This is a genomic window from Polaribacter vadi (assembly GCF_001761365.1).
In the GTDB taxonomy this organism is placed as follows: Bacteria; Bacteroidota; Bacteroidia; order Flavobacteriales; family Flavobacteriaceae; genus Polaribacter; species Polaribacter vadi.
Genome location: NZ_CP017477.1, coordinates 3283484 through 3310144, shown reverse-complemented (window position 1 = coordinate 3310144; position 26661 = coordinate 3283484). Strand labels below are relative to the sequence as shown.

At 29.5% G+C, this 26661-nt stretch carries 23 protein-coding genes; 6 read left to right on the top strand and 17 right to left on the bottom strand.

Features of this window, described 5'->3' with window-relative positions; all coding sequences use genetic code 11:
- The 3 genes from LPB03_RS14260 to LPB03_RS14250 all read left to right on the top strand — a co-directional run bounded on the left by LPB03_RS14260 (position 1) and on the right by LPB03_RS14250 (position 4335).
- Entirely contained in the window at positions 1-1251 is a 1251-nt protein-coding gene (locus tag LPB03_RS14260) for a sensor histidine kinase (RefSeq protein ID WP_083187348.1), read from the top strand.
- A 76-nt stretch (positions 1252-1327) separates the two neighbouring features.
- Complete coding sequence (locus tag LPB03_RS14255; RefSeq protein WP_065320445.1) at positions 1328-3745, top strand: TonB-dependent receptor; 2418 nt, start codon at positions 1328-1330, stop codon at positions 3743-3745.
- Between the two features lie 17 nt (positions 3746-3762).
- On the top strand, positions 3763-4335 hold the full coding sequence (locus tag LPB03_RS14250) for a phosphatase PAP2 family protein (protein ID WP_065320446.1): 573 nt from the start codon (positions 3763-3765) through the stop codon (positions 4333-4335).
- 24 nt (positions 4336-4359) lie between these two features.
- Here LPB03_RS14250 and nhaC read toward each other — a convergent pair whose 3' ends face one another.
- Entirely contained in the window at positions 4360-5829 is a 1470-nt protein-coding gene (gene nhaC, locus LPB03_RS14245) for a Na+/H+ antiporter NhaC (protein ID WP_065320447.1), read from the bottom strand.
- 77 nt (positions 5830-5906) lie between these two features.
- On the opposite strand from nhaC, the gene LPB03_RS14240 reads away from it, so the two are divergent.
- Entirely contained in the window at positions 5907-6929 is a 1023-nt protein-coding gene (locus LPB03_RS14240) for a metal-dependent hydrolase (protein WP_065320448.1), read from the top strand.
- 115 nt (positions 6930-7044) lie between these two features.
- Here LPB03_RS14240 and LPB03_RS14235 read toward each other — a convergent pair whose 3' ends face one another.
- The gene (locus LPB03_RS14235; RefSeq protein ID WP_065320449.1) at positions 7045-8244 is read right to left on the bottom strand and encodes an aminotransferase class I/II-fold pyridoxal phosphate-dependent enzyme; all 1200 of its coding nucleotides are present in this window, start codon (positions 8242-8244) and stop codon (positions 7045-7047) included.
- Between the two features lie 152 nt (positions 8245-8396).
- Here LPB03_RS14235 and LPB03_RS14230 point away from each other — a divergent pair, with 152 nt between their 5' ends.
- Positions 8397-8852 carry an Lrp/AsnC family transcriptional regulator gene (locus LPB03_RS14230; RefSeq protein WP_065320450.1) on the top strand — a complete coding sequence of 152 codons (456 nt, stop codon included), beginning with the start codon at positions 8397-8399 and terminating at the stop codon, positions 8850-8852.
- A 34-nt stretch (positions 8853-8886) separates the two neighbouring features.
- On the opposite strand, the gene LPB03_RS14225 is transcribed toward LPB03_RS14230, so the two are convergent.
- The 15 genes from LPB03_RS14225 to LPB03_RS14155 all read right to left on the bottom strand — a co-directional run bounded on the left by LPB03_RS14225 (position 8887) and on the right by LPB03_RS14155 (position 25411).
- The gene (locus tag LPB03_RS14225) at positions 8887-10851 is read right to left on the bottom strand and encodes a DUF3858 domain-containing protein (RefSeq protein ID WP_065320451.1); all 1965 of its coding nucleotides are present in this window, start codon (positions 10849-10851) and stop codon (positions 8887-8889) included.
- Positions 10852-10853: 2 nt separating this feature from the next.
- The gene (locus tag LPB03_RS14220; RefSeq protein ID WP_065320452.1) at positions 10854-12767 is read right to left on the bottom strand and encodes a DUF3857 domain-containing protein; all 1914 of its coding nucleotides are present in this window, start codon (positions 12765-12767) and stop codon (positions 10854-10856) included.
- A gap of 189 nt (positions 12768-12956) precedes the next feature.
- Complete coding sequence (locus LPB03_RS14215; protein WP_065320453.1) at positions 12957-13595, bottom strand: YceI family protein; 639 nt, start codon at positions 13593-13595, stop codon at positions 12957-12959.
- A gap of 77 nt (positions 13596-13672) precedes the next feature.
- Entirely contained in the window at positions 13673-14386 is a 714-nt protein-coding gene (locus LPB03_RS14210) for a tRNA threonylcarbamoyladenosine dehydratase (RefSeq protein WP_065320454.1), read from the bottom strand.
- Positions 14383-15027 carry a TatD family hydrolase gene (locus LPB03_RS14205; protein ID WP_065320455.1) on the bottom strand — a complete coding sequence of 215 codons (645 nt, stop codon included), beginning with the start codon at positions 15025-15027 and terminating at the stop codon, positions 14383-14385. The genes LPB03_RS14210 and LPB03_RS14205 overlap by 4 nt, the downstream gene beginning before the upstream one ends.
- 6 nt (positions 15028-15033) lie before the next feature.
- Positions 15034-15486 (bottom strand): D-aminoacyl-tRNA deacylase, encoded by a 453-nt coding sequence (gene dtd / locus LPB03_RS14200; protein ID WP_065320456.1) that lies wholly within the window; start codon positions 15484-15486, stop codon positions 15034-15036.
- 6 nt (positions 15487-15492) lie between these two features.
- Positions 15493-16458 (bottom strand): ribosome small subunit-dependent GTPase A, encoded by a 966-nt coding sequence (gene rsgA / locus LPB03_RS14195; RefSeq protein ID WP_065320457.1) that lies wholly within the window; start codon positions 16456-16458, stop codon positions 15493-15495.
- A 478-nt stretch (positions 16459-16936) separates the two neighbouring features.
- On the bottom strand, positions 16937-18019 hold the full coding sequence (locus LPB03_RS14190) for a bifunctional 3-deoxy-7-phosphoheptulonate synthase/chorismate mutase type II (protein WP_065320458.1): 1083 nt from the start codon (positions 18017-18019) through the stop codon (positions 16937-16939).
- Positions 18020-18039: 20 nt separating this feature from the next.
- Positions 18040-18891 carry a prephenate dehydrogenase gene (locus LPB03_RS14185; protein ID WP_065320459.1) on the bottom strand — a complete coding sequence of 284 codons (852 nt, stop codon included), beginning with the start codon at positions 18889-18891 and terminating at the stop codon, positions 18040-18042.
- A gap of 96 nt (positions 18892-18987) precedes the next feature.
- Positions 18988-20133 carry a pyridoxal phosphate-dependent aminotransferase gene (locus tag LPB03_RS14180; protein WP_065320460.1) on the bottom strand — a complete coding sequence of 382 codons (1146 nt, stop codon included), beginning with the start codon at positions 20131-20133 and terminating at the stop codon, positions 18988-18990.
- Between the two features lie 29 nt (positions 20134-20162).
- On the bottom strand, positions 20163-20996 hold the full coding sequence (locus LPB03_RS14175) for a prephenate dehydratase (protein ID WP_065320461.1): 834 nt from the start codon (positions 20994-20996) through the stop codon (positions 20163-20165).
- Between the two features lie 334 nt (positions 20997-21330).
- On the bottom strand, positions 21331-22353 hold the full coding sequence (locus LPB03_RS14170; protein WP_065320462.1) for a UDP-glucose--hexose-1-phosphate uridylyltransferase: 1023 nt from the start codon (positions 22351-22353) through the stop codon (positions 21331-21333).
- A 15-nt stretch (positions 22354-22368) separates the two neighbouring features.
- On the bottom strand, positions 22369-23517 hold the full coding sequence (gene galK, locus LPB03_RS14165; RefSeq protein ID WP_065320463.1) for a galactokinase: 1149 nt from the start codon (positions 23515-23517) through the stop codon (positions 22369-22371).
- A 12-nt stretch (positions 23518-23529) separates the two neighbouring features.
- Positions 23530-24420, bottom strand: coding sequence for an aldose 1-epimerase (locus LPB03_RS14160; RefSeq protein WP_065320464.1), 891 nt, complete (start codon positions 24418-24420; stop codon positions 23530-23532).
- A gap of 1 nt (position 24421) precedes the next feature.
- A complete protein-coding gene (locus LPB03_RS14155) occupies positions 24422-25411 on the bottom strand; it encodes a GntR family transcriptional regulator (RefSeq protein ID WP_394364943.1) in 990 nt (329 codons plus the stop codon).
- 141 nt (positions 25412-25552) lie between these two features.
- Here LPB03_RS14155 and LPB03_RS14150 point away from each other — a divergent pair, with 141 nt between their 5' ends.
- Positions 25553-26653, top strand: a complete 1101-nt coding sequence (locus tag LPB03_RS14150) for a formylglycine-generating enzyme family protein (RefSeq protein WP_065320466.1) — start codon at positions 25553-25555, stop codon at positions 26651-26653.
- The last annotated feature ends 8 nt before the right edge of the window (positions 26654-26661 follow it).

Here is a 26661-nt window from a genome sequence, read left to right as displayed (position 1 = left end):
GTGAATAAAAAGATAAAACTTATCAAAAAAACATCTAAAACCTTTCTTTTTACTGGTTTATTCTTGATTGTTTTAAGTTCGATTGTATTGTATTTTTATACCAGAAATTTATTACAAAATGAAGTTGAAGAAGTTTTATATTCAACTGAAGCAAGAGTTGTACACGCTTTAGAAAATAATGAAAATATTTATTCTTTACCACCAGTTACAGAAGTAAAAAAGATTCATCTCTTAAAGAAAAAATTTTTAAAAGACACCATTATTTATGATCCCTCGCAAGACGAAATGGAGCTTTTTAGAGAACTATCTACTTTTAAGAAAATCAACGGAAAAAAGTATCAAATTACAGTTCGTAATTTAGTGGTAGAAACTGAAAATATTTTAGTAGCCATTGTAGTTTCTTATTTAATAATCTTTTCGTTAGTTTTTATGTTCTTGTTCTATTTTAACACTAAAAGGAACCTTACTATATGGAAACCTTTTTTTATGAATTTAGAACAAATGAAAAACTTCTCTTTAACATCTAAAGAGCCTATTCATTTGGTTGAAAGTGATATTTTAGAGTTTTCAGAATTAAAATCAGAAATTGAAACCTTAACAGGAAAAGTTAAAAGAGATTACGAAAACTTAAAGCAATTTACAGAAGATGTTTCTCATGAAATACAAACTCCTTTGGCAATAATTCAAGCTAAAATTGATTCAATTATTAATGAAAATACAATCAATGAAAAGCAATTTAACCAAATAACATCCATTCAAAAAGATATTCAGCGATTAAAACAACTCAATAAAAAAATTACTATTCTCACAAAAATTGATAATAATCAGTTTATAAGTACCACCTCTATAAATCTAACCGATTTAATTAACGAGAAAATAAATAATTATAAAGAACTAACTTCAAATACTATTCATTTTACAGCAACTAAAAATTTAATAATTTCTATGGATGCCTTTTTAGCAGATATTTTGATTAACAACCTAATTACTAATGCATTAAAATACAGTTTAAAAAATAATGCTGTTTTAATTTCTGTTGATGAAAATTCTTTGGTAATCTCTAATATTGGTGAAAAAGCAATTTTGCATCCAGAGAAATTATTCCAGCGTTTTTATAGAGAATCTACAAAAAACCAATCCATAGGTTTGGGCTTGGCAATTATTAAAAAAATTTGCGACTTATATCATTTTGATGTTTCTTATCAGTTTACAAAAAACCGACATACTTTTTCACTTCAATTTAAAAAGTAAAATTATTACATCTAAAGCTATTTCTTTAAAATCTCTTTAGATTTCAATACTACTTTTGGTGTATCAAAATAAAAAAATGTTTAGATACAGCTATACAATACTTCTATTGCTATTTACATTATGCATAAATGCACAAAAAACGATTACAATTACAGGGCAAATATTAGATCAAGAAACAAAGGAAACCTTACCTTTTGTAACTATTTCTGTAAATGATGAAACTACCAACAAAATAATTACAGGCGCAATTTCAGATGATGCTGGTCGTTTTGAAATAAAAAATTTAGCAATAGGAAAATACACTGTAAACATCTCTTGCATAGGTTTTCAAACAGTAAAAAGAACTATAACTTCTGGAGGATTAAATCCTATTTTCGATTTAGGAAAAATAGAACTAATAGCTTCAGCAGAATCTTTAGATGAAATTACAATCGAAACAAAAAGAGCGACAGTAAATGCGGCTTTAGATAAAAAATCTTTTAGTTTAACAGATAATATTGCGCAATCTGGAGGGTCAGTTTTAGATGCTATGAAAACAATGCCTGGTGTCGCTTTTGATCAAGATGGAAAAGTAGTTTTACGTGGAAGTGATAAAGTAGTTGTTTTAATTGATGGAAAACAATCAAGCTTAACAGGTTTTGGAAATCAAAAAGGGTTGAGTAATATTCCTGCTTCTAACATAGAAAGAATTGAAATTATTAATAATCCGTCAGCAAAATATGATGCGAATGGCTTTGCAGGGATTGTAAATATCATCTACAAAAAAGAAAAACAAACAGGTTTAAATGGCGATGTTGGTTTTTCTTTTGGTTTAGGTGCTTTATCAAAAAGAAAAGAAGATACACCTACAGATTTAGGAAGTTATTCTGTAAACCCGAAATTAATTCCGAGTTTAAATCTAAATTACAGAACTAAAAATCTAAATTACTTTTTACAATCAGAATTTATTATTCAAGAAGCGTTACCAAATAACGAATTTACCACCAGAAATTATGATGATGGAAGAAATATTATTTCTCAAGTTCCAGAAAATAGAAGACAATTTCGTTCTATAATTACAGGGGGTGTTGATTGGGAAATCAACAAAAATGACGCCATAACAATTGCTGCAATGTTTGATAGAGAAAAACATATAGACACCTCTCAAGTAGCTTTTATCAACCTTAATAATAGAATTAGAAATCGTTTATATACTTGGAAAGAAGAAGAAGTTACCAGTTATATAAATGCATCTATAAATTACAAACATAATTTTGAGCAAGCAGGGCACTCGATTTCTGCAAACGCTCAATATACAAAAGGTTTAGAAGACGAAAGTTATTTTTTAAATGATAGTTCTGCCATAAGAATTGGTAGAGATATGACAAATATTCGCGCCATTGAACACACCACAAGTATCTCTACAGATTATACACGTGCTTTAAGCAATGGGCGTTTAGAATTAGGTGTAAAAGCAAGATTTAGAAATTTACCTGTTGATTATTCCATAAACCGTGGAAATAAATCTATTATTTATCCAGATTTGGGAGATTTTTCTACTTGGAAAGAGAGCTTATATGCTTTCTATGGAAATTATTTATTAGAAAAAGAAAAATTTGATGTAGAAGCTGGTTTAAGAGCAGAACAAACTGATGTTTCTTATGAGTTAGATCCTATAAATATCTATTATGCAAGCAATGACGCTTATAATTATTTTGAGTTATTTCCAAGTTTACGTTTTACTTATAAAATAAATGATAAAAATAAAATTTCTTTATTTTACAACAGAAGAATAGACAGACCAGGAGAACCAGAATTGCGTGTTTTTCCTAAATATGATGACCCAGAATTGCTAAAAGTAGGAAACCCATATTTACGCCCGCAATTTACAAATAGTATAGAGGCTGCACATCGTTATAATTGGGAAACTGGTTCATTATTTTCTGCAGTATATCATAGACAGATAACTGGAGCTTACCAACGCATATTTAGTATTGATAATAGCAACCCAGAGTATGATATTGTAAATCGAATTTATCAAAACACTGGCGAAAGTACCAATACAGGAATTGAATTATTATTCAGTCAAGATCTTGCCGAAAATTGGAAATTAATTGCAAGTACAAATGTGTATCAAAATAATATAAATGCTTTTCAAGGTACTTTACTGTTTCCTTTTAAGAGAACTTTTTCTATTGATAAAACATCTAATACAGCAGGCGACTTTAAATTAACAAACTCATTTACACTTCCCTTACATATCGAAGCTCAAATTACAGGTTTGTATTATTCCAAACGTAATATTCCACAAGGAGAAGAATTGGCACGTTCTTCTGTTGATTTAGGTTTAAAGAAATCTCTTTGGAATAAAAAAGGAGAAATCACTCTAGCTGTAAGCGATTTATTTAACAATTTTGGTTTAAGACAACGTATTAAAGACAAAGGTTTTTCTGCTTTGTATGAGAATTATTATGAAACTCAGATTGTACGTTTAGGGATGAAATATAAATTTTAATAAAGTTTTTAAAAATAATGATTAACAAACTAAATCCATTATTATCGGTTTTTATTTTTGTATATCTTTTGACTACGCCACTTTTTGCGCAAGATACAAGTGTCACAAAACCACAAATTGGTACAACTCAAAAAATTGGCGATATTTTATTGTTTACTTTACCAGTTGCTACCTTTAGTACAACTCTAATTATTGGCGATAAGCAAGGTTCTTGGCAATTTACAAAAGGTTTTTTGCTAACAAGCGCAGTTACTTATGGTTTAAAATTAGGGGTAAATAAACAAAGACCAGATATGAGTAATGATAACTCTTTCCCTTCTGGGCATACTTCTACAACTTTTCAAAGTGCAGGTTTTATTCACAAACGTTATGGTTTTAAATATAGTATTCCTGCTTATGCTATAGCAGGTTTTACTGCAGCAAGTAGAATTGATTCTAAAAAACACGATATTTTAGATGTTTTAGCAGGAGCAGCCATTGGTTTGGGAAGCAACTTATTGTTCACTACAGAATATCAACAAAAACATATGGAACTTACATTTTATAGCAACCGAAAAGAATTTTTAGTAGGCTTTAATTATAATTTCTAAAATAAAATTTAAAGCATTTCAGAATTATTTCTTAATAATCATTCTAATTTTTAAATTAAAAGCAGCAAACAATAACGTCATTATAGGACTTAAATAGTTAAAGATTGCATAGAAAAAATAATCTCCAACATCAACTCCTAAAACTCCAGATTGATAAGCTCCACACGTATTCCAAGGAATTAAAACTGAGGTAACAGTTCCAGAATCCTCTAAAGTTCTACTCAAATTTTCTGGAGCTAAACCTTTATCCTCGTAAGCTTTTTTAAACATTTTACCAGGAATAACCAAAGCCAAATACTGGTCTGAAGCAACAATATTTAAACCTAAACAACTTACAACTGTACTTGCAAACAACCCAAATACAGAAGTTGCTACAGCTAATAGGCTTTTTGTAATTTTTGCTAATGCACCAATAGCATCCATAACTCCACCAAAAACCATGGCACAGATAATTAAAAAAATCGTCCAAAGCATTCCATTCATTCCTCCAGAAGAAAATAATTCCGACAGTTTTTCATCATCCGTTTGAATATTCGTATCTACTAAAATTGAATTTATAATTGCTTGAAATTTTGATGTTGATAAACTTTCTAAAACATCACCTTGAAAAATAAAAGCAAAAACAGCAGCTAATAAAACACCTACTCCTAAAGCAACTAATGGCTTTGTTTTCATTAAAATCATAGCAATTACAATTCCTGGCACTAAAAATAACCACGGTGTAATATTAAATGTATTATTAATTGAAGCTAATAAATTACTGATATCTGCATTTCCTGTAGTATCAATTGTGCCACTCAAAATGGCAAAAACAATTAATGTTATTATAATAGTTGGCACAGTTGTGTAGGCCATGTATTTTATGTGCGTAAACAAATCTGTACCAGCCATTGCAGGTGCTAAATTTGTAGTATCAGAAAGTGGAGACATTTTATCGCCAAAATATGCACCAGAAATTACAGCTCCAGCAATCATGCCTGTTGGAATTCCTAAAGCACTTCCAATACCAATTAATGCAATACCAACTGTTGCAGATGTTGTCCAAGAACTACCTGTTGCAATCGAAATTATTGCTGCAATAATTACAGATGCTGGTAAAAAAATAGCTGGACTCAAAACCTGCAATCCATAATAAACCATAGCTGGAATAATACCACTTACCAACCAAGTTCCTGCTAAAGCTCCTACCAAAAATAAAATCATAATGGGCACAAAAACACTTTTCCAGTTTTCCCAAACTTCTGCAATCATTTTGTTTAATGATACTTTATTAAAAAAACCAACTGCTGCTGCAATTGCACCTCCAATTAATAAAATATATTGATTTGTGTAGGCTCCAAACCATTCTTGATCCTCTACAAAAAAGATATTATAAGCCAATAAACTCATCAATAAAACTACTGGAATTAAAGATTCAAAAAGATTGAGCTCTTTATTCTCCATGATTTTTTGATCTTCAATTTCTATTTCTGATAAATTTTTGTTGTCTGCCATTCTATAATTTTTCTACTGTAATGTTACGATTTTACAGAATGTTATGCAAATCAAATTGCTTGACTTATTTTTACAAAATGGATTCGTTAACTCAAATTGTTTTAGGTGCTGCTTGTGGAGAGGCAATTCTTGGTAAAAAAATAGGAAATAAAGCGCTTTTGTTTGGAGCAATTGGAGGTACAATTCCAGATTTAGATGTTTTTATTGGGCGGTTATTATACAATAATGAAATACAGGCTATGGCTTTTCATAGAGGTTTTATGCACTCTATTTTATTCGCTTTTATTGGCTGTTTTTTCTTTGGATGGATTACTTACAAACTATACAATACTGGAAACAGGAAAGATTCAACCACACTAAGAAATTGGATTCTACTTTTCTTTTGGGCAATTTTTACACACCCAATTTTAGATTGTTTTACACCTTATGGAACGCAATTATTCGCGCCTTTCTCTGATTACAGAGTTGCATTTAATAATATTTCTGTGGTAGATCCTTTATACACATTACCATTTTTAATTTGTATAATTATTTTGATGTTTTTCAAAGGAAATAAACCTAAAAGACAAATTTGGTTAAAAGCAGGTATTTATATTAGCACTGCTTATATGGTTTTGACAATTTTTAATAAGTTTTATATGGATGCTGTTTTTAAAAAATCTTTTGAAAAAGCAGGAATTTCTTATACACGTTTTACAGCTCAACCCACAATTTTAAATAATATTTTATGGTATGCAGTTGCAGAAACTGAAAACGAATATCATTATGCTTTTTATTCGTTGTTTGATAAAAGTGGACTCTCAAAAAAGATTATCAAAATTGAAAAAAAGCACGATTTAATTGATATGAATGATGCTAATTTACAAACCCTTGCTTGGTTTAGTAATAGTTATTTTAAAATCACCAAAAAAGAAAAAATAGGCACTTATAAATATATCGATTTAAGGTATCCTCCTTTAAATCCTGATGATGCAAATACTTCCGTTTTTAACTTTACACTCTTTAATGAAAGTGATGAATGGGATATTTTACCTTTTAATGGAAATCCGCCAAATGGAGAGGATTTTAGCAAGTTTATTGAGCGTTTGAAAGGGATTTAGCAGTTAGCAAAATGGAAATTTGAACTTGTTCTCGATACAATTTTCTCAAAAAAATCGAAAATCACTCGAACTGACAAATTCTTATTTCTTTTTAACTTTTAACTTATAAACAAAACTATAAAACTCCAACCTCAACCATACAAGCTTTCATCATGTTGTAAGTTCTTTCAATATCGTTATCTAAACCAATTGAAAAACGAATTAAACCATCTGTTAAACCCATTTCTTTTTGCTCATTTTCTGGTATTTCTGATGACGTAGAACTTCCTGGAACAGAAAATAATGTTTTGTAAAACCCTAAACTCACTGCTAAATATCCTAAATTCTTATGTTGCATTAATTCCATTAACTCGTTTGCTTTATCTAAAGAACCAGCATCAATCGTTAACATGCCTCCAAAACCATATTCTGTATTCATCATGGTTTTAAAAAGTTGGTGAGAAGGATGACTTTCCAAACCTGGATACACCGTTTTTAATCCATCAGCTTCAAATTTATCAGCTAAAAAAGCAGCATTAAAGCTATGCTGTTTCATTCTGATGTGCAAAGTTCGCATGTTTTTTAAAATAGATGCTGCTCGTAAACTATCCATAGTTGAACCTAATAACATACAAGCTCCATCATTTACATTTCGTAAATCGTTGATAAATTCCTGACTTCCACAAACAACACCACCAACAGTATCTGAAGAACCATTGATAAATTTTGTTAAACTATGGCAAACGATATCTGCACCCATTTTTGCTGGAGAAATTGATAGTGGAGAAAAAGTATTATCAACCACCAATTTTAAATGATGTTTTTTAGCTAACGCTGACAACCCTTTAATATCTGCAACTTCTAAAAGTGGATTACTTACAGATTCGCAATATAAAACTTTCGTGTTTTTTGTAATAGCAGCTTCAACCAAATCTAATTTTGTGATATCTACAAAAGTAGTTTCGATGCCTAATTTTGGAGTAAAGTTTTTTAAGAAAGCATAGGTACCTCCATAAATTGTTCTGCTAGAAACAATATGATCTCCAGCATTGCAGATTTGTAATAAAACTGGTGTAATTGCGCCCATTCCTGATGCTGTAACATTGGCTGTTTCTGTACCTTCCATTGCTGCTAAAGCTTCTCCTAAATATAAGTTGCTAGGTGTAGAATGACGTGAATATAAATAACAACCATCAGCATTTCCTTCAAAAGTATCGAACATTGTTTTTGCTGATAAAAAGGTATAGGTAGATGAATCTGAAATGGATGGATTTACACCTCCAAATTCGCCAAAATATTGTAAATCTTGAATGTTATCTGCTGGATTGAATTTCATAATACATAGTTTTATATCTTACAAAATAAGGACTAAATAGATATAATATCAATACAAATTATAAAATATAGATTTTTTATCTACATTTGATTTATTTATCAGTTTTAAAAACCGAAAAACACGATTTAAGTTTCATTTTATAGAAAATTTATATGTTAGATTCCATTGACAAAAAGCTCATCAATTTATTGCAAAATGATAGCAAGCAAACTACAAAGCAGTTGTCTTTACAACTCAACTTGTCTGTAACTGCTATATATGAACGTATTAGAAAATTAGAGAATCAAAACGTTATTGAAAAGTACGTTGCCATTATCAATAAAAACAAAATTGAAAAATCTTTCTTAGTTTTTTGTCATATAAAATTAGTGCAACATTCTAGAGAATATGTAACTACTTTTGAGCGTGAAATATTAAAATTAACCGAAGTTTCTGAATGTTTTCATGTGAGTGGAGACTATGATTACATTTTAAAGATTTACGTAAAAAATATGGATGAATACAGAAATTTTATGGTTACCAAATTAACTGCCATTAAATATATTGGCAGCACCCATAGTATTTTTACCATTGAACAAGTTAAAAATACAACTGTTATAAATTTATAAAACCTCAAATATTTAATTTGAGGTTTTTATATAATTAGCTTTTTATTAAAACTATTTTTTCTGTTTGTTTTTTTACTAATTTGCTATAAAAATCTTTCAAATAGGCATAATATTCAGATGGAATCATCGCTGAATTAAACTCTAAAATTGAAAGTGATTTTACTTTATTACCATTTTGAGAAACTTGATATTTAAAAACACCTAAATTATTTGGCAAAGCAATTGCAAATGATTCTGGAAGTTTTTCTACTGTATAGCCTTCAGGGATTTCAATAGAAACTCTATTAATATCTCTCCAAGCTGTTGCAAAATCTACAGGATATTTTCTTTCAGCTAGCTTAAAAGGATTTTCACGTTTTGTTAAAAATAAATTAGGTTCTATATATAATTTATTGCCAATTTGCTCTATTAAATCTTCACTAGAAAACTTTACGTTTCTTACAATGTCTTTATAAATATCTTCTTGGTTTAATATTTTAAACTCTTCAGTTTCTATATTATTGTTTTCTTCATAATCTTTAATAAGCTCTTCTTCTTTAATATGATTGTAATTTTTTCTAAAATTTAAAGCGTTTAAGTTTTCATACTTTGTTCTTATCAAACCCTCTACTATTAAATCATCAGAAATTTTTACCATCATCATATTGTCTTCAATAGCATGTTTAGTTGAAGATAATTTTACCCAAGAAGATGTGCCATCTTTCGTTACTATTCTTCCATCCCAATTTAATGCTCTTACTGGCAAAACATTTGGCAAACTATATAGTTCTGTAGCATCTAATAAAACATAAGAATTATCTGGAAATTGAACAATAGAAATTACATAATCAAAGCCATTTAAAGTAGGAAAAAGTGGAACTCCATTACCTCTAGAACTTACTAAAACAGGATTTGCTTCTAAACCTGCAGAACGCAACATAGATGTTAGCATTAAATTAATATCGGCAACATTACCTGTGTTTTCTTTATAGGCAGCTCTTACTCCTTTTTCTGCGTATTTTCCGTAAAAGCCATTCCATTTTACTTGTGATTTTACAAACTCAAAAATAGCACCAATTTTATCTTGATCTGTAGTATTATTAGCTAATATCTTTTCTAAATCGTCTTTATAATAACTAGATTTATCAAGTTCGCTTCCAAAGGAAGTTGATTTAAAAATTTGTTTACTAACAGTTTCCCAAGAATTTGAATAGTTTTTAAAGTCACCACCAATACTTATAAAGTTAGTTTGTGCTAACTCAAACTTAACACCTCCTCTATAATTATTAATATTGGCAACATAAGCCTCATTATTTTTTAAAGCTGGTATATTTTCGTCCTCAAAATTAAAAATCTCTGTTCTAAAGTTTGTATTTCCAATTTTGCTCCCTTTAGAAGTATTTGTCATTGGAACACTATAATAACCTTTAGCTATTGTTTTAAATGTATAGTATTCAGGAAACTCAATTTGACTTTTTAATTTTTTTATGGGTATCGACTTTTGAAATTCCACATCTTCAATAGACGTTGGATAAGGAGATACAATTGTATATTTCAACTCTAAAACACAGCCTTCTGTAATTTTAGACATTGTAATCTTTTTTCTACTATTATATTCATTTATTTTTTCTTGAAAAATACCATCTTTGGATAATTTTTCCTTTTCAACTTTCCCATTTTTTAAATAAAAAGTATAGCCCTTAATACTATTTACTGATTCTCTTTCTCCTGAATCTGGATTATAATAGTTTATAGATTTTGTTGCATACTCAAACCCTTCTTTTGTATAAATTTTTATTCTTTGATGAATTTCTGTAATTAACTGAAACCCTTGAGTATCTGAATAATTAAAATAAGATCTTCTATATTTATATAAATAAGACGCATCTGCAGTAGAATCTAATGGATGAAATTTTTCTTCTAATTCCTCTTTCGAAACTTTACCAAACTTGTAGTTTTGAGCACAAACAGTTGCTATTTGTGCAATTAAAATAAACAAAACTATAATTTTCTTTTTCATATTTAAATTTTTGTGAGTGCAATTCTTAAATTTTCTGATTTTGCGATGCTTCTTCTAAAGCTTCTATATTCTTTATAATCTTCTTTAGGATAAACACCTTCTTTAATAATAATTTCTTTTTTATAAGAGATGGTTTGTTCATCTATAATTTTAAAGCTGATTTTATACGAACCGAATTTGGTTACTAAATCCTTATTTTGTGGCGTATAATTTAATTTATAATTTTCAGGAAATTTAATTTCATATTCATCTACATCTTTATAACCACTGCTTATTTTTAAAGGTAAAACTCTATCTCTATATCTTTTTGGTATTTCATTTTCTGTATTAAAAATATTTACTCTAAATAAATATTCAGTATCATTTACTGAAGCATAATTCACAATAGAAATTTCTAAATCTTCTGTAAAAACAATATTTTCTTTATCATTTTTTAAACGATGAGCATTTATTTCTAAATTGTTATTATAACTCCAAGTTCTGGATTTATAACTTTTTATCAACTCTTCTTCTGTAAAAGTATCCAGGTAAGATTTATCATCATATTGTAACCCTTTAGAAACTCTATTTAAAGAAGCAATCACATCGCCTTTTTCAGTAAGTTCAATTTTACCAAGCGTTGTTTGAAGGTTTGTTTCGTCTGTATAAATAGCTGTTCTTTTTATAATTCCACCTTCAGGTGTTATTACCAAAACATCTCTATCATCAGTAAAATCGCCTAAAAAACCAAAAGGCATTGTTTGACTTGTACATTCTAACCAAATATCTTTTCCTTCATTTGGAATGTTTAAAATTACATGATTGCCTTGAATTGATGCAAAGTCTTTATCTAAATTTCTTTTTTCATCAGCATAAACAACAGTATAATAAGAAGTAACTTCAACAACATCTAGCAATGCTTTGGTATAATTTACAAGTCCTTTACAATCTCCATAACCAACTTGATCTACTTGATTTGCTGCAATAGGTTCCCAGCCACCAATACCAACTTGTACACTAATGTAACGTGTTTTATTTTGCATAAATTGATATACAATTTTTGCTTTTTCAAGTGGGCTTTTTGCTTCCTTAACTAAATCTAAAATTTTAATTTTTGTAGCTTCATTTATAACATCTCTACCTTCTAAAAGCGATTTGTGCATCCATTGCCCAAATTCTTGCCAATTTGTAGCTTCTCCATAAACACCCTTTAAATAAAACTTATCTAAAGCAACTTTTGCTACTGGTAGAATATCTCTAGATGAAATTGAATTATCTTCATAATCATAAGCCATTTGTTTTTTTATGATGTACTTTAACTCGGTATCTGTATCAGTTTTATCGATATTAAAACCCTCAAAATTTGTTTCTTTTTTACGCCAAGGAATTGATTTTGGATTCTTTAAAGTGTATGAACTATTTTCTACAGACACATAATACCCATTTATTGGAAACCAAGTAGGAATAAAACCTGTTGATGATGTTTTGTATTCGCTTTCAAAAACCAACGTGTAAGGATATGAAACTGGTTTATAATCTATATATTTTACTCTAGCATCTGAATATAAAGTGGCACCATCTACAGCACTTACATCTAAAAAATCTCGTTCTTTAAATTTTTTAATTTCGTTTCCAAAACTATCATAAATAAGTGCAGAAAGATCTGTAATTTTTGTATCATCATTATAATGCTGATAAATCCCAGCATCTGAATTACCCAACTTATTGAAAACAGTAACTATTTTTTTTTCAGAAACCACCATTTTATCAAAATCGTCAATGGTAATTTCTATGGAATTATTTCTAACAACAGCATTTGCATTTTCTTTTAATTCAGCAGGAATTGAAAAAGCACTTAACTCAGCGTTTTGAGAATAGCCAATTAAAGTATTAAAAAGTAGTAATAAGTATAATTTGAGGAATTTTCTTGTAATCATATCTTTTTTATAGAACACCAAAATAAAAAAGAAAACCCAAAACAAAAAGTTTTGGGTTTAAAATAAATTAAAATTTATTATTTGGCTGTGTGTGAGCCATCACAATTTTCATCAAAATTAGATGTTAATCCACATCCAAATGGCCTTGGTTATTTTAAAATTATTTAATTAATTTTAAAATAACTATTCCTATGCTTTTGTTTTAATTTCGAAAGACATTGCTATTAAATCATCAATAAATTTATCTTTTAAACCATCAAAGAAAGATTTTGAACCATATTTTACGTTAAAATCTGCTCTGTTAATGTTAAACGTTTCACTTTTTAAAGTAGTAACTCCACCTTCTGTAGAAACATTTGCTGGTATTGTTATACTTTTTGTAACATCTTTAATTCTTAAATTTCCTGTTACATTATAACCTGTTGCTGTTTTTTCTGCATTTGTAATTACAAATCTAGATGTTGGGTAAGTTTCTATATCAAAGAAATCTGGTGCTTTTAAGTGTCCTTCTAATTTTGCTGCACCTTCAGTTCCTTCTAAATCTTTATTTGTAATTGTACTCATGTCAATAATAAACTCACCACCAACTAAAGTTCCTTCATTTATAAGTAAACCTCCAGTTTGTAAAGCTACAGTTCCATTATGAGCGCCTCCTGGTTTAGTTCCTTCCCAATGTAATACAGATGCTGTTGTGTCTACGTTATCTAACTCACCAACGTTTACATCTACAACTTTTGCTTCGTCAGTTTTTACTGTTTCTTTCTTTTCTCCTTTACAAGCAGTTAAAACTGATGCAAATACTACAAGTGATAAAATTATTTTTTTCATTATTTAATTATTTTTAAAGTTTATATTGATTTGTTCTGCAAATGTATAACAAATTTATTTCCCTTGGAAACTATTTCCTACTTTTTTAAAATAAAATTAATAACATGAGCTGCTGCTTGCAAACCAAATGCTGCTGGCATATAACTTATAGTACCATAATAAGATTTCTTAAAATTTGTACCATCTGTAACCTTTACGCTTTTAGAAATCTGAATTTCTTCAGAATAAACTGCTTTTACACCTTTATCTACTTTGCGTTCTTTTAATCGTTTACGCAAAACTCTAGCCATTGTACAATTTTTAGTTTTTCCAATATCTGAAACTTTTATTTTGCTAGCATCTAACTTACCTCCTGCTCCCATAGATGATATTATTTTTACCTTTTTTCTTCTTGCAGCCACAATTAAGTTCACTTTTGGCGTAATTGAATCGATACAATCTAACACATAATCGAATTCTTTCGACACAATTTCGTAAGCTCTTTCTGGTGATAAAAATTCTTCTAAAACCGTTAACTGAATATCTTTGTTGATGTCTTTTAATCTTGCTGCCAATATTTGCGCTTTCGATTTTCCTATGGTAGAATCTAAAGCTGGGAGTTGTCTATTTTTATTAGTTTCATCAAAAACATCACCATCTACTAATGTCATTTTATGAACTCCAGCTCTTGCAATAAATTCTGCTGCATACGATCCTACACCACCCAAACCAACTACTAAAATATTGGCTTTTTGTAATTTTTCAATTCCTTCTTTTTGCACCAATAATTCTGTACGTTCTAACCAACTCATCTTTTAAAAATACGTTTAAAATTTTGTTCTATTTTTTGTTGAAGCTCTTTAACTTCAATATTTTTTATACTTGCTATTTTCTGATAAACTTCTTGAATTGTAACTTCAGAATCATCTGTTTCTAATAAAAAATTCTCTAAAGAAATATTTAAAACAACATCTTGTAATTTTTTATTGTTGATGATTGCTGCTCCAAATGATACAATAAAACCGTTTTTCAATAAACTTTCAGCAACGTTTAGATTTTTATTAAATCCATGTAAAACCCAAATTTGTGTTGGTTTCATCATGTTTTTAATTTCGATGATTTCCTGAAATGCTTTTACACAATGAATAATCAACGGTTTTTTATGTTTTTCTGATAAAAGTATTTGATTTTTAAAAACCGCCTTTTGAAGTTCGAAATCTGTTTTTGTAATTTTATCCAAACCACATTCGCCCAAAGCAAAGCAGTTCTTTTCTTGAAGTTTTTCTTCAACAATTAAAAGTTCATTATATAAATTTTCTTTGTTGATGAACCAAGGATGCATCCCAACTGAAAAAGCATTTGTAAAATTAGCAGAGTTTGGATAAGTATTTACTATAGAAAATACATTTTCATCCGAAGAAATTGTATGTGTATGCGCATCAAAAAAAGTCATTAAAACTTATTCTTTATTTTTTGAATCGATGATTATTGTAACTGGACCATCATTTACAAGTTCAACTTTCATGTCTGCACCAAATTCGCCAGTTTGCACTTCTTTGTCGATCTCTTTTTCAAGCGATGAAACAAAATTTTCATACAAAGGAATTGCCATTGCTGGTTTTGCTGCTTTTATATAACTTGGCCTGTTTCCTTTTTTAGTGGCTGCTTGCAACGTAAACTGACTAACCACAATTACGTCTCCATTAATATCTTTTAAAGATAAATTCATTATATGATTCTCATCATTAAAAATGCGCAAGTTTGCCGTTTTTCTAATTAAATAATCGATATCTTCTTGAGTATCTTCATCAACAATACCTACTAAAACTAAAAGCCCAGCTTTAATTTCTGCAACCTTTTTTTGGTTGATGGTTACACTTGAAGAACTTACTCTTTGAATTACAATTTTCATTACTTCTTATTCATTATCTTCTTCATCCCAAACATCCGTTCTAAAATGTTCTTTTTCTTCATCTCCACTTAAAATTTGCAAGTAACTTTTATAACGAGACCAAGAAATTCTCTCTTCTTCCAAAGCTTCTTTTACAGCGCAATTTGGTTCTTTTGTATGGATACAATTGTTGAATTTACAATCTTGTTTTAACGCGAAAAATTCTGGGAAATAATCTCCTAATTCGTATTTATCTATATCTACAACTCCAAAACCTTTAATTCCTGGAGTGTCTATAATTCTGGCATCGAAACTTAAATCGAACATTTCTGCAAAGGTTGTAGTATGTTGCCCTTGTTTATGTTGATCTGAAATTTGTTTCGTTTTTAAATTTAAGGTAGGTTCAATGGCATTTACTAAAGTAGATTTCCCAACTCCTGAATGCCCAACAAACATCGATGTTTTGCCTGTCATTATTTCTTTAATTTCAGAAACGTTTTTGTTTTCTGTTGCAGAAACTTCTACACATCTATAACCAATAGCCTCGTAAATATCTTTTAAATATAAAATTTCTGCTCTTTCTTCAATTTCGTAAGAATCAATTTTATTAAAAACTAAAATAGTATCGATTCTATAGGCTCTTGTAGAAACCAAAAAACGATCTATAAAAGTGGTAAAAGTTGGTGGATTATTGATGGTAATCAATAAAAAAACTTGATCGATATTGGCAGCAATAATATGAGTTTGTTTAGAAAGGTTTACCGATTTTCTAACAATAAAATTATCTCGATCTAAAATCTTTTTAATGACGCCAGTTTCTTCGTCTCCTTTTTTTTCTAAATCGAACACAACTTTATCACCAACTGCAATTGGATTGGTGCTTTTAATTCCTTTTAGCCTAAGTTTTCCTTTCATTCTACATTGATGAAATTCTCCATCAGCAGACTTTACAAAATACCAGCTTCCTGTAGATTTATATACGATTCCTGTCATTGCTACAAAGATGCAGAATTATTATTGAATTAGAAAAATTTGATATTTAAATTGCCACGAATTAACGAATTAAAAAAATAAATCTTACTAAAACAATTTATACGCTGTTTTATCTTTTCGACCTTTTTAGAGGAATACCATAAAGTTGCTTAATTTTATGTGATTTTTTTTGTGATTTCTCTTAAAATAGAAGTAACACTGTTGTCATTAAAAAACCTCACAGGTTTTAAAAACCTGTGAGGTTTAGAAATTCTATTAGTAATTTTAATTAACTTCCTTTTTTAGTTTGCAATTCGCGTTAAGGATTGAGCAATTGTTTGAGCTCTTTTTTGTTTTTCACAAAAAAAGCGAGTGCGAAAGCCTGACCAAACTTTTTTGTTTGGGAACGCCCAAAAAGAAAACCACAAACTCAAAAATAATTCTTGAATTTGTGGTTCTATAATAATACCTATAAGGTTTTTAAAACCCTGCAGGATACTTATCCGTTAATCACTTTTTCTTGATGATTGATAGATTCTTGATGAATTGCCTTGAACATTCTCAACACAAATTCTTCGCTTAAACCTTTGCTTTCGCCTTCTAAAATCATGTTACCTAAAATCTCGTTCCAACGTTTAGATTGTAAAACTGCAACATTTTTTTCTTTCTTTAAAGCACCAATTTGTTCAGAAACTTTCATTCTTTTTCCTAATAAATCAATCAATTGATCATCTGCTACGTTTATTTGAGCACGTAAATTATTTAAAGAATTTTCGTAATCTGCTTCTGTATTGGTTTCTTTTCTAATTTTTAAATCTTGCATAATTTGCTTCAACTTTGTTGGTGTAACTTGCTGTGCAGCATCACTCCAAGCATTATCTGGATCGAAATGCGTTTCAATCATTAAACCATCGAAATTTAAATCTAAAGCTGTTTGAGAAACGTCAAAAATCATTTCTCTGTTTCCTGTAATATGAGATGGATCGCAAATTAAAGGTAAATCTGGAAAACGATTTTGGAATTCAATAGCGATTTGCCATTCTGGAACATTTCTATATTTTGATTTTTCGTATGTTGAAAAACCTCTATGAATTGCGCCTAAATTTTTAATATCTGCTGTGTATAATCTTTCAATTCCCCCTAACCATAAAGCTAAATCTGGATTTATTGGATTTTTAACCAACACAATTTTGTCTGTTCCATGCAAAGCATCTGCAATTTCTTGCATAATAAAAGGAGATACTGCAGTTCTTGCACCAATCCATAATAAATCAACATCGTTGTCAATTGCTAATTTACAATGTGCAGCATTAGCAACTTCTGTACAGGTTTTCATGCCTGTTTGCTCTTTTACCTTTTTTAACCATCTTAAACCAAGTTCGCCAACGCCTTCAAACATTCCTGGTCTTGTTCTTGGTTTCCATATTCCTGCTCTAAAATAGTTTACATCAGAATCTTTTAATTCGTGTGCAATTTTTAAAACTTGTTCTTCAGTTTCTGCACTACAAGGCCCTGCTATTACTAGAGGATGATCTAATTTCATATCATCCAACCATGTTCTTAATTCTTTTGTATTCTTCATCTTTCTACTTATTTTGGCTTTTACTTTATGCCGTTTAAAATTTGTTTTATATAATTTGTATTCTCCATTTCGTTAAAAATTTCGGAGAAATTATCTTGTTGCATCAACTCTTTAAAATGTTGTAAATTGCTAATGTATTCTTCTAATGTTTCTAATATATTCTCTTTATTCTGTTTAAAAATTGGTGTCCACATTGCTGGCGAACTTTTTGCCAAACGAACTGTAGATTCGAAACCAGAACCTGCCATATCAAAAATATCGCGTTCATTTTTTTCTTTATTGATAACTGTTTTACCCAACATAAATGCGCTTATGTGAGATAAGTGCGAAACATACGCAATATGTTTATCATGCGAAACTGGATCCATATAACGAATACGCATTCCAATGTCCGTAAAAAGCTTCAATGCTTTTTCTTGCAACTTAAAAGTTGTTTTTTCAACTTCGCAAATAATGTTCGTTTTCCCTTTATACAAGCCAGATATTGCTGCTGTTGGTCCAGACTTTTCTGTTCCTGCAATTGGATGACAAGCTAAAAAATTTCTTCTTTTTGGATGATGTTCAACCACTTTACAAATTGCTTCTTTTGTAGAACCTGCATCTATAACCAAACCGTTTTCTGAAATTTTATCTAAAATAGTTGGCAACAATTTTACGGTTGCATCTACAGGAATTGATACAATAACCAAGTCTGCATTTTCTAAATCGTCTAACGTTGCTTTTTTATCAATTAGTTTTAATTCTAAAGCCTTGTTTAAGGTTTCATCTTTTCTACTAATTCCGTGAATTATAGCTTCTGGATTGTGTTTTTTAATGTCGATAGCAAAACTACCGCCAATTAAACCAACACCAATCATGTATATATTTTTCATTTTCCTATCTCTAACCCTTTCTAAAGGAAAGGGGATTTATTAACTTTATTATCAATGGGTTAAAACCCATTGATATTCTGATTTACTGCCGACTTTTTAATCAAATCTACTAATTGCTTCCTTAATTACCTCTGATGTTACACACAAAGAAAATCGAATATAACCTTCTCCTTGAGAACCAAAAATGGTTCCTGGTGTTATAAAAATATCTTTTTCATATAAAACTGCATCTGTAACTTCTTCAGATTTTTTTCCTTCAGGAATTTTTGCCCAAACAAATAAACCAGTGGAGTTTTTATCATAAACTGCATCTAATTTATCTGCTAATTGCCAAATTAAATCTCTGCGTTCTTTGTAAATTTTATTTTGTTGATAAAACCAATCGTTTGGTAATTGTAAAGCTTCAATGGCTCCTTTTTGAATTCCGTAAAACATTCCAGAATCCATGTTCGATTTTACTTTTAAAACTTCGTTGATATAAGTTGCATTTCCTAACAACATTCCAACTCGCCAACCAGCCATATTAAAGGTTTTGCTTAAAGAATTTAACTCTAAAGCAACCTCTTTTGCGCCTTCAACTTGTAAAATACTTATTGGATTCTCGTTTAAAATAAAACTATAAGGATTATCATTAATGATTAAAATGTTGTGTTTTAACCCAAAAGCAACTAACTTTTCGAACATTTGTAACGTTCCATTGGTACCTGTTGGCATATGTGGATAATTTACCCACATTATTTTTACTTTACTCAAATCTTGTTTTTCTAATGCATCAAAATTTGGTTGCCAATTTGTTGCATCACTCAAATTATAAAACAGCGGTTCTGCACCTACTAATTTGGTTACAGAAGTATAGGTTGGATAGCCAGGATTTGGAATTAATACTTGGTCTCCTTCATTTAAAAAAGCCATAGAAATGTGCATAATACCTTCTTTGCTTCCCATTAAAGGTAAAATTTCACTTTCTGGATTTGCATCTACAGAAAATTTATTTTTATAAAAAGTTGCAATGGCATTTCTTAATTCTGGCAAACCTTGATATGATTGATATTTATGCGCACTTGCATCTCCCAAACTTCCTTGAATTGCTTCAATTACTTTTGCTGGCGGCTGCAAATCTGGAGAACCAATTCCCATATTAATAATTGGTTTTCCATCTGCCATTAAACCACGTACTTCTCTCAATTTTTTAGAGAAATAGTATTCTTGAACTGTATCTAATCTTTTGGCTGCTTTAATCATATTTATTATATTAAGTTCCTGAAATAAATTCAGGATAGGCTTTGTCTACCATTTTTAAAAACTCCTAAAACTTTAAAATCTTCTGCCATAATTTCTATCAAAGAAATTGCTTTTTTATAATCATTATAATCTTCAAAAGTAACATCAACAAAAAAGGAATATTTCCAAGGTGTTTCAATTACAGGTAAAGATTGAATTTTAGTCAGGTTCATTTTACAATCGCTCATCGCATTTAAAATGGCTGCTAAACTTCCTCTTTTATGGCTTAATTGAAACTTTATAGAGGCTTTATTTACAGTTTCATCTTCTGCAGGTTTATCTGTTTGTACAATTACAAAACGTGTTGAATTGTCTTTTATCGTTTGAATTTCATCTTCTAAAACTGCCAATCCAAAAATTTCTGCGGCTATTTTTGGAGCAATTGCTGCAATACCAATCAAATTTTCTTTGGCGATTCTTTTCGCAACTTCTGCTGTATCTACATCTTCTACTAATTTAATATGCGGATATTTTTTAAAAAACTCTTTGCACTGCAACAAAGCCATTGGGTGTGAACAAACTTCTTTAATATCTTCAATTTTTTGACCTTTTAAAGCCATTAAATGGTGATGAATATTCAAATATTGCTCGCCAATAATGTGTAAATTATTGTTATCAATTAAAGCATAATTAGGAATTATGGAACCTGCAATGGTATTTTCTAAAGCCATAACTCCCAAATTTGCAGATTTATCCAACAAACTATCAACCAAAACATCAAAAGACATACATTCTTTTAACGCAATTTTATCTCCATAAAAGTCTCTTGCAACTTTATGATGGTTTGAGCCTTCAGCTCCTTGTATGGCAATTGTTTTCTTCAACTTTTATAATTATATCAAAAAAAAAGCCTCGAATTAAATTCGAGACTTTATATATTATGTGTATTTGTTAACAGCATACAAAGTCTCTCCTCTTATTAAAAAAATAAAAGTAAAAATAGAAATTTGTAAAATTGTTGTTTAACATTTTAATGTTCTTTGTTTGAGAAGCAAATCTAAAGATTTAATTTAGCTACACAAATATTATCAATAAAGATTAAAAACTTTTATGAATAATACTTTTTTATTATTTTATATTGACAATTATTTAATAGAAAGTTGTTTTTTATTAATTATTATCAATATCTAAATTTACTTTCTATTGATTTTAAAAACACTAAACCAAATCTTTTAGTCTTTTTGCTGCAATTTCTGCTGTAATATCTCTTTGAGGCGATCCAAACATCTCATAACCAACCATAAATTTCTTAACAGTTGCACTTCTTAATAAAGGTGGATAAAAACTCATGTGAAAATGCCAGTGTTCGTTTGCTTCTCCATTTGTAGGTGCTTGATGAATTCCACTTGAATATGGAAAAGAAGTATTAAACAATTTATCATATGCTTTTGTAATTACCGAAATTGCTTCAGCATAATTCTTTGCTTCAACATCTGATAATTCTAAAATATTTTTCTTTACTTTTTTAGGAGCAATCATGGATTCAAAAGGCCAAACTGCCCAAAAAGGAATTAAAACTACAAAATCTTCATTTTCAAAAATAATACGTTCTTTTGCTTTTAATTCTTGCTGTAAATAATCGCCTAAAAGACTTGAATTATTTTTATCAAAATATGCTTTTTGATGTTTGTCTTTTTTATCAACTTCATTAGGTAAGGTAGATTGACTCCATATTTGTCCATGAGGATGTGGATTGCTACAACCCATTACTGCACCTTTATTCTCAAAGATTTGCACGTAATTAATCATATCATTATTCCCTAATTCTGTGTATTCTTCTTGCCAAGCTTTTACCACTTTTGCAATATCTTCCACTTCCATTTCTGCCAAACTTTTGGAATGATCTGGACTAAAACAAATTACTTTACAGATACCTGTTTCGCTTTTTGCTTGAAATAAACCATCATTTACATTAAAAGTAGGTGAGTCTTTTTGAAGGGCTGCAAAATCGTTTGTAAAAACAAAAACATCTTTATAATCTGGATTTACATCTCCAGAAATTCTTGTATTTCTTGCACATAAATAACAACTTTCATCATGTTCTGGTCTTTTTTCTGTTGATATTTCTTCGTTTTGACCTTGCCAAGGACGTTTTGCTCTATGAGGAGAAACTAAAACCCACTCGCCTGTTAATATATTAAAACGTTTGTGAGAATAATCTTGCAAATTTGTATTTTCCATTTTTTTTCTAGTTGATTATTTTACTAAATGTGTTCCATCAGAAAGTTTTATAAAATATACAGAACATTCTTTATCGAACTTATTTTTGTAGGCTTTTGATACTGATTTACCAAAGTCTTTTGCTTCATCTTTAGCAATTAAATTAATGGTGCAACCACCAAAACCACCACCCATCATTCTTGCACCTAAAACTTTTTTATTCTTTTTTGCTTGATCTACCAAAAAATCTAACTCTGCACAACTCACTTTATATTGATGTTGCAAACCATTGTGTGAACCATACATTAAAGCACCTAACTTCTCCAAATCGTTATTTTCGATGGCTTTTGCAGCTTTTTGAGTACGTTCAATTTCTTGAATTACATACAAACCTTTTTGGTAATTTTCTGGAGTAACTTTATCAATAATTTGCTCTAAATCCTCTTCAGTTGCATCTCTTAAGGTTTCTATTTTCAGCAATTCTGCAATACTTTCACAAGCAGAACGTCTATCATTATAAGCACTATCAGACAAACTGTGTTTTACATTTGTGTTGATTAACATTAATTGATGCTCTTTAAAATCGATTTCATAAGGTTTCGATTCTATGGTTCTACAATCTAACAAAAGTGCATTATTTTTAATACCAAACATGCTTGCATATTGGTCCATAATTCCACATTTAACACCCACATAATTGTGTTCTGCTTTTTGTGAAATTAAAATCATTTCTGTTTTTGATAAACCTAAATCAAACAATTCATTCAATCCAAAAACTACACTGTTTTCTAAAGCTGCAGAAGATGACATGCCTGCACCTCCAGGAATATTTCCTTTAAAAATGATGTTAAAATCGCCAATAACTTTGTTTCTATTCTGAATTTCTGCAACCACACCAAAAACATAATTTTCCCAACTTCCTTCTTTCGATGGTTTTAATTTATCGAGTTCAAACTCAATAGTGCTATCTAAATCTAAGGCAATTGCTGTACATTTTCCAGCATCGCTTTTCTGAATAGCAGCAGCAATTCCTTTATCTACAGCAGCAGGAAACACAAACCCTCCATTATAATCTGTATGTTCTCCAATAATATTAATTCTACCTGGAGAAAAAATTAAGACTGGGCTTGTTTTGAACTTTTTTAAAAAATGTTCTTTTACTTCCTTTATTAATGTTGCACTCATTTTTATTGATTTTTAATCTGCACTAAATTTTAAATCCCAATTTAATACGTATGTTTTATTGGCTTCTAAAACTTGTAATCCAATTTTATTATTAAACGTATCAGAGATACCTGTCATAGGTTCAATTGCAATAATATCTTTACCTTTTGGTGTATATAATTGCAAAAAATTTTGTTCTGGATCTGCTGTAATATCTATTTTATAAGTTGGTGTTGTAAAAGAGACATTATTATCTTTTAAGATAAAGCAATCATCTAATTGCTGCTCTTCAATTTTGAAAATTTCTGGTGATTTTTGCTCTATTACTTTTTTGGTTATTAAGCTTTTATCGAATTCAACTTTTTGATCACTATTAAACGATAAATAGCTATTTTTTAAATCCGTAGAATTAAAATAAGGATGCCAGCCTAATGTAAAAGGGAAAGATTTTGTATCTGTATTTTTAACGGTAACTCTAACTTTTAAACGATCTTCGAAAAGAATATAGGTTACTGATAAAAAGTACGTAAAAGGAAAGCCTTTGCTTTCATTTTTCTCATAATAATTAAAGGTTGCAGAGCAGTTATCTTTATGTTCTTCTGGTTCAAAAAGTTCAAATTTTTTGTTATATACCAAACCATGCAAAGCATTATGACCATCATTCGTTTCGAATTGATAATCATTGCCTTCAAAAATGTATTTACCTTCCTTAATTCTACTTGCAAAAGGAAACAAAATCGAAGATGCATAAGATTCCTTATAATCAAAATCTGAATAATCTTCAATAATAAACTTATCTTTAAATTTTAGTGAAACTACTCTAGCTCCTTGCTCTAAACAAATTTTTGCCTTTGTAGTTTTTGATGAATTTTGCAACTCCACAAAACTCAATCCCTTTTTCTCTTTACTGCTTATTTTAAACATTTTATAACGATTTTCTTAAAATTAAACGACTCGGATTTTCAACCTTAATTTTTTCATCATTTAAAATCATTTGCGCTAATTTTTTTCCCATCAAATTAAAATCTGTAGAAATTGTGGTAATTCCGTTTTCTACGACTTCTTTTAAAATCGTATCATTTACAGAAATGATGCCCACATCTTTTGCTAAAATTAATTGCTCTTCTTTGATTTTTTTAATGACTCTAATAAGGTTCTTATCGTCTAAAATAATAAATATTTCTCCATTTTTGGGTTTTCTATCGTTTAAAGAATCCAAAAATTCATGCTGTAAATTGTATTGTTTACAAAATGATAAAAATCCATCTAAAATACCTTTAGGTTGTTTGTCATCATTATATAATAATATTAAATTTTTATAATGAAGCAACTTCTCTAAAACGCTTTCTAATCCTGTAAAAATATCTTTTTCAAAATTCTGATACACTGCAGGATATTCATTTAAATCTTCATGAATTTGATCTAAAATAAACACTTTATCATTTGGTAAATTCTTTATGGAATCTTGTGTCTTTTTCAAATTAGCAGGCATAATTACATAAGAACTATAATTACCAACATTGTCGTTTATCAACTTATTAAAAATGTTTATATTAAAGTGATGAAAATAAATCTCAACTTCAATATGACTTCCTAAATTAGTTAAAAAAGCGTTGTATAAATCTTCTTTAAAGGAATTTAATTCATCGAAAAGCACAAAAATTTTCTGCTTTAATTTTACATCAACAGAAGAAACATAATAGCCTTTACCAACAACAGAATTTATAATTCCTCTATTTTTTAAGTCATTAAAAGCCGTTAATACTGTATCTCTAGAAAGAGAATGTTTGTTTTTAATGACATTTAAAGAAGGTAGCTTATCGCCTTTTTGTAACTCGCCTTTTACAATAGCGTTTTCAATAGAAGCAATAATTTGCCTGTATTTTGGTGTTTTACTTTCCTTTTTTAATTTCACGATTCCCACGTTACAAATATATTCTTTTTTACCAAATAAACAACTGGTATGTACTAGTAGTTTATTTTAATAAATAATTCAGTTTATTAGTTCGTCTTATGAAAAGGAATTATTACCTTTATCACTCTAAAATTCACAAAAATGTATACCCATAAAAAAAATCTTTTAAAAACGTATAGTTCGCTTTTTATTGTTTGTTTTCTTGCATTGAGTAGTTGCAAAAAAGATAAATCAGTAACAAATTTATCCGAAGGAAAAAAAGAAAAAATAGCTGTAAAAACTCCTGAAAACATGATTTGGGTAGCTGGAAAAACATTTTTACAAGGCGCAAAAGAAACTGATACATATGCAATGCCAAGAGAGAAACCTGCGCACGAAGTTACTGTAGATGGTTTTTTTATGGATATAACTGAAGTTACCAATAAACAATTTAAAGAATTTGTTGCAGCCACAAAATATATAACTGTTGCTGAGCGCAAAATTAATTGGGAAGAAATGAAAGCGCAATTACCTTCAGATACTCCAAAACCTCACGATTCAATTTTACAACCTGGAAGTTTAATTTTTAATAAAAAAGTAAACGCTGTTGTAAACATGGAAAATTATGCACAATGGTGGACGTGGAAAATTGGTGCAGATTGGAAACATCCTGAAGGACCAGAATCTAATATAGAAGGTAAAGATGATTTTCCTGTGGTGCATATTGCTTTAGAGGATGCTTTAGCTTATTGCAAATGGGCTAACAGACGTTTACCAACTGAAGCTGAATGGGAAGCTGCTGCTCAAGGAAAAAATACAGATGCCATTTTTACTTGGGGAAATGATAAAACTATTTTAGATGCAAATGCAAATACTTGGCAAGGAACTTTCCCTTCAAAAAATGAATCTGTAGATGGTTTTGAATTTATTTCTCCAGTAAAATCTTATCCTGCAAATAGCATTGGTTTGTTTGATATGGCTGGAAATGTTTGGGAAATTACAAGCGATTTGTTCAACGTAAATCATTACAAAGAAATTGATATTTCTAAACCAATCATAAATCCAAAAGGTGCTAGTAAATCTTACAGCCCAAGCAATCCTTATCAAGTTGAACATGTTATGAAAGGTGGTTCTTTTTTATGCCACGAATCGTATTGTGCAAGTTTTAGAATCTCGGCAAAAATGGGAGTTGCTATAGATTCTGGCTCAGACCATGTTGGTTTTAGAACGGTTGCCACTCCAGAAATGTTAGCTTCAGAATAAAGTATTTT

Coding starts and splice junctions, on each gene's coding strand:
- rsgA (WP_065320457.1), bottom strand. CDS start 16,458: ATGACAGGAATCGTATATAAATCTACAGGAAGCTGGTATTTTGTAAAG.
- LPB03_RS14190 (WP_065320458.1), bottom strand. CDS start 18,019: ATGAAGAATACAAAAGAATTAAGAACATGGTTGGATGATATGAAATTA.
- LPB03_RS14235 (WP_065320449.1), bottom strand. CDS start 8,244: ATGAAATTCAATCCAGCAGATAACATTCAAGATTTACAATATTTTGGC.
- LPB03_RS14180 (WP_065320460.1), bottom strand. CDS start 20,133: ATGATTAAAGCAGCCAAAAGATTAGATACAGTTCAAGAATACTATTTC.
- LPB03_RS14240 (WP_065320448.1), top strand. CDS start 5,907: ATGGATTCGTTAACTCAAATTGTTTTAGGTGCTGCTTGTGGAGAGGCA.
- dtd (WP_065320456.1), bottom strand. CDS start 15,486: ATGAAAATTGTAATTCAAAGAGTAAGTTCTTCAAGTGTAACCATCAAC.
- LPB03_RS14205 (WP_065320455.1), bottom strand. CDS start 15,027: ATGACTTTTTTTGATGCGCATACACATACAATTTCTTCGGATGAAAAT.
- galK (WP_065320463.1), bottom strand. CDS start 23,517: ATGAGTGCAACATTAATAAAGGAAGTAAAAGAACATTTTTTAAAAAAG.
- LPB03_RS14160 (WP_065320464.1), bottom strand. CDS start 24,420: ATGTTTAAAATAAGCAGTAAAGAGAAAAAGGGATTGAGTTTTGTGGAG.
- LPB03_RS14185 (WP_065320459.1), bottom strand. CDS start 18,891: ATGAAAAATATATACATGATTGGTGTTGGTTTAATTGGCGGTAGTTTT.
- LPB03_RS14210 (WP_065320454.1), bottom strand. CDS start 14,386: ATGAGTTGGTTAGAACGTACAGAATTATTGGTGCAAAAAGAAGGAATT.
- LPB03_RS14225 (WP_065320451.1), bottom strand. CDS start 10,851: ATGAAAAAGAAAATTATAGTTTTGTTTATTTTAATTGCACAAATAGCA.
- LPB03_RS14250 (WP_065320446.1), top strand. CDS start 3,763: ATGATTAACAAACTAAATCCATTATTATCGGTTTTTATTTTTGTATAT.
- LPB03_RS14170 (WP_065320462.1), bottom strand. CDS start 22,353: ATGGAAAATACAAATTTGCAAGATTATTCTCACAAACGTTTTAATATA.
- nhaC (WP_065320447.1), bottom strand. CDS start 5,829: ATGGCAGACAACAAAAATTTATCAGAAATAGAAATTGAAGATCAAAAA.
- LPB03_RS14215 (WP_065320453.1), bottom strand. CDS start 13,595: ATGAAAAAAATAATTTTATCACTTGTAGTATTTGCATCAGTTTTAACT.
- LPB03_RS14230 (WP_065320450.1), top strand. CDS start 8,397: ATGTTAGATTCCATTGACAAAAAGCTCATCAATTTATTGCAAAATGAT.
- LPB03_RS14220 (WP_065320452.1), bottom strand. CDS start 12,767: ATGATTACAAGAAAATTCCTCAAATTATACTTATTACTACTTTTTAAT.
- LPB03_RS14255 (WP_065320445.1), top strand. CDS start 1,328: ATGTTTAGATACAGCTATACAATACTTCTATTGCTATTTACATTATGC.
- LPB03_RS14150 (WP_065320466.1), top strand. CDS start 25,553: ATGTATACCCATAAAAAAAATCTTTTAAAAACGTATAGTTCGCTTTTT.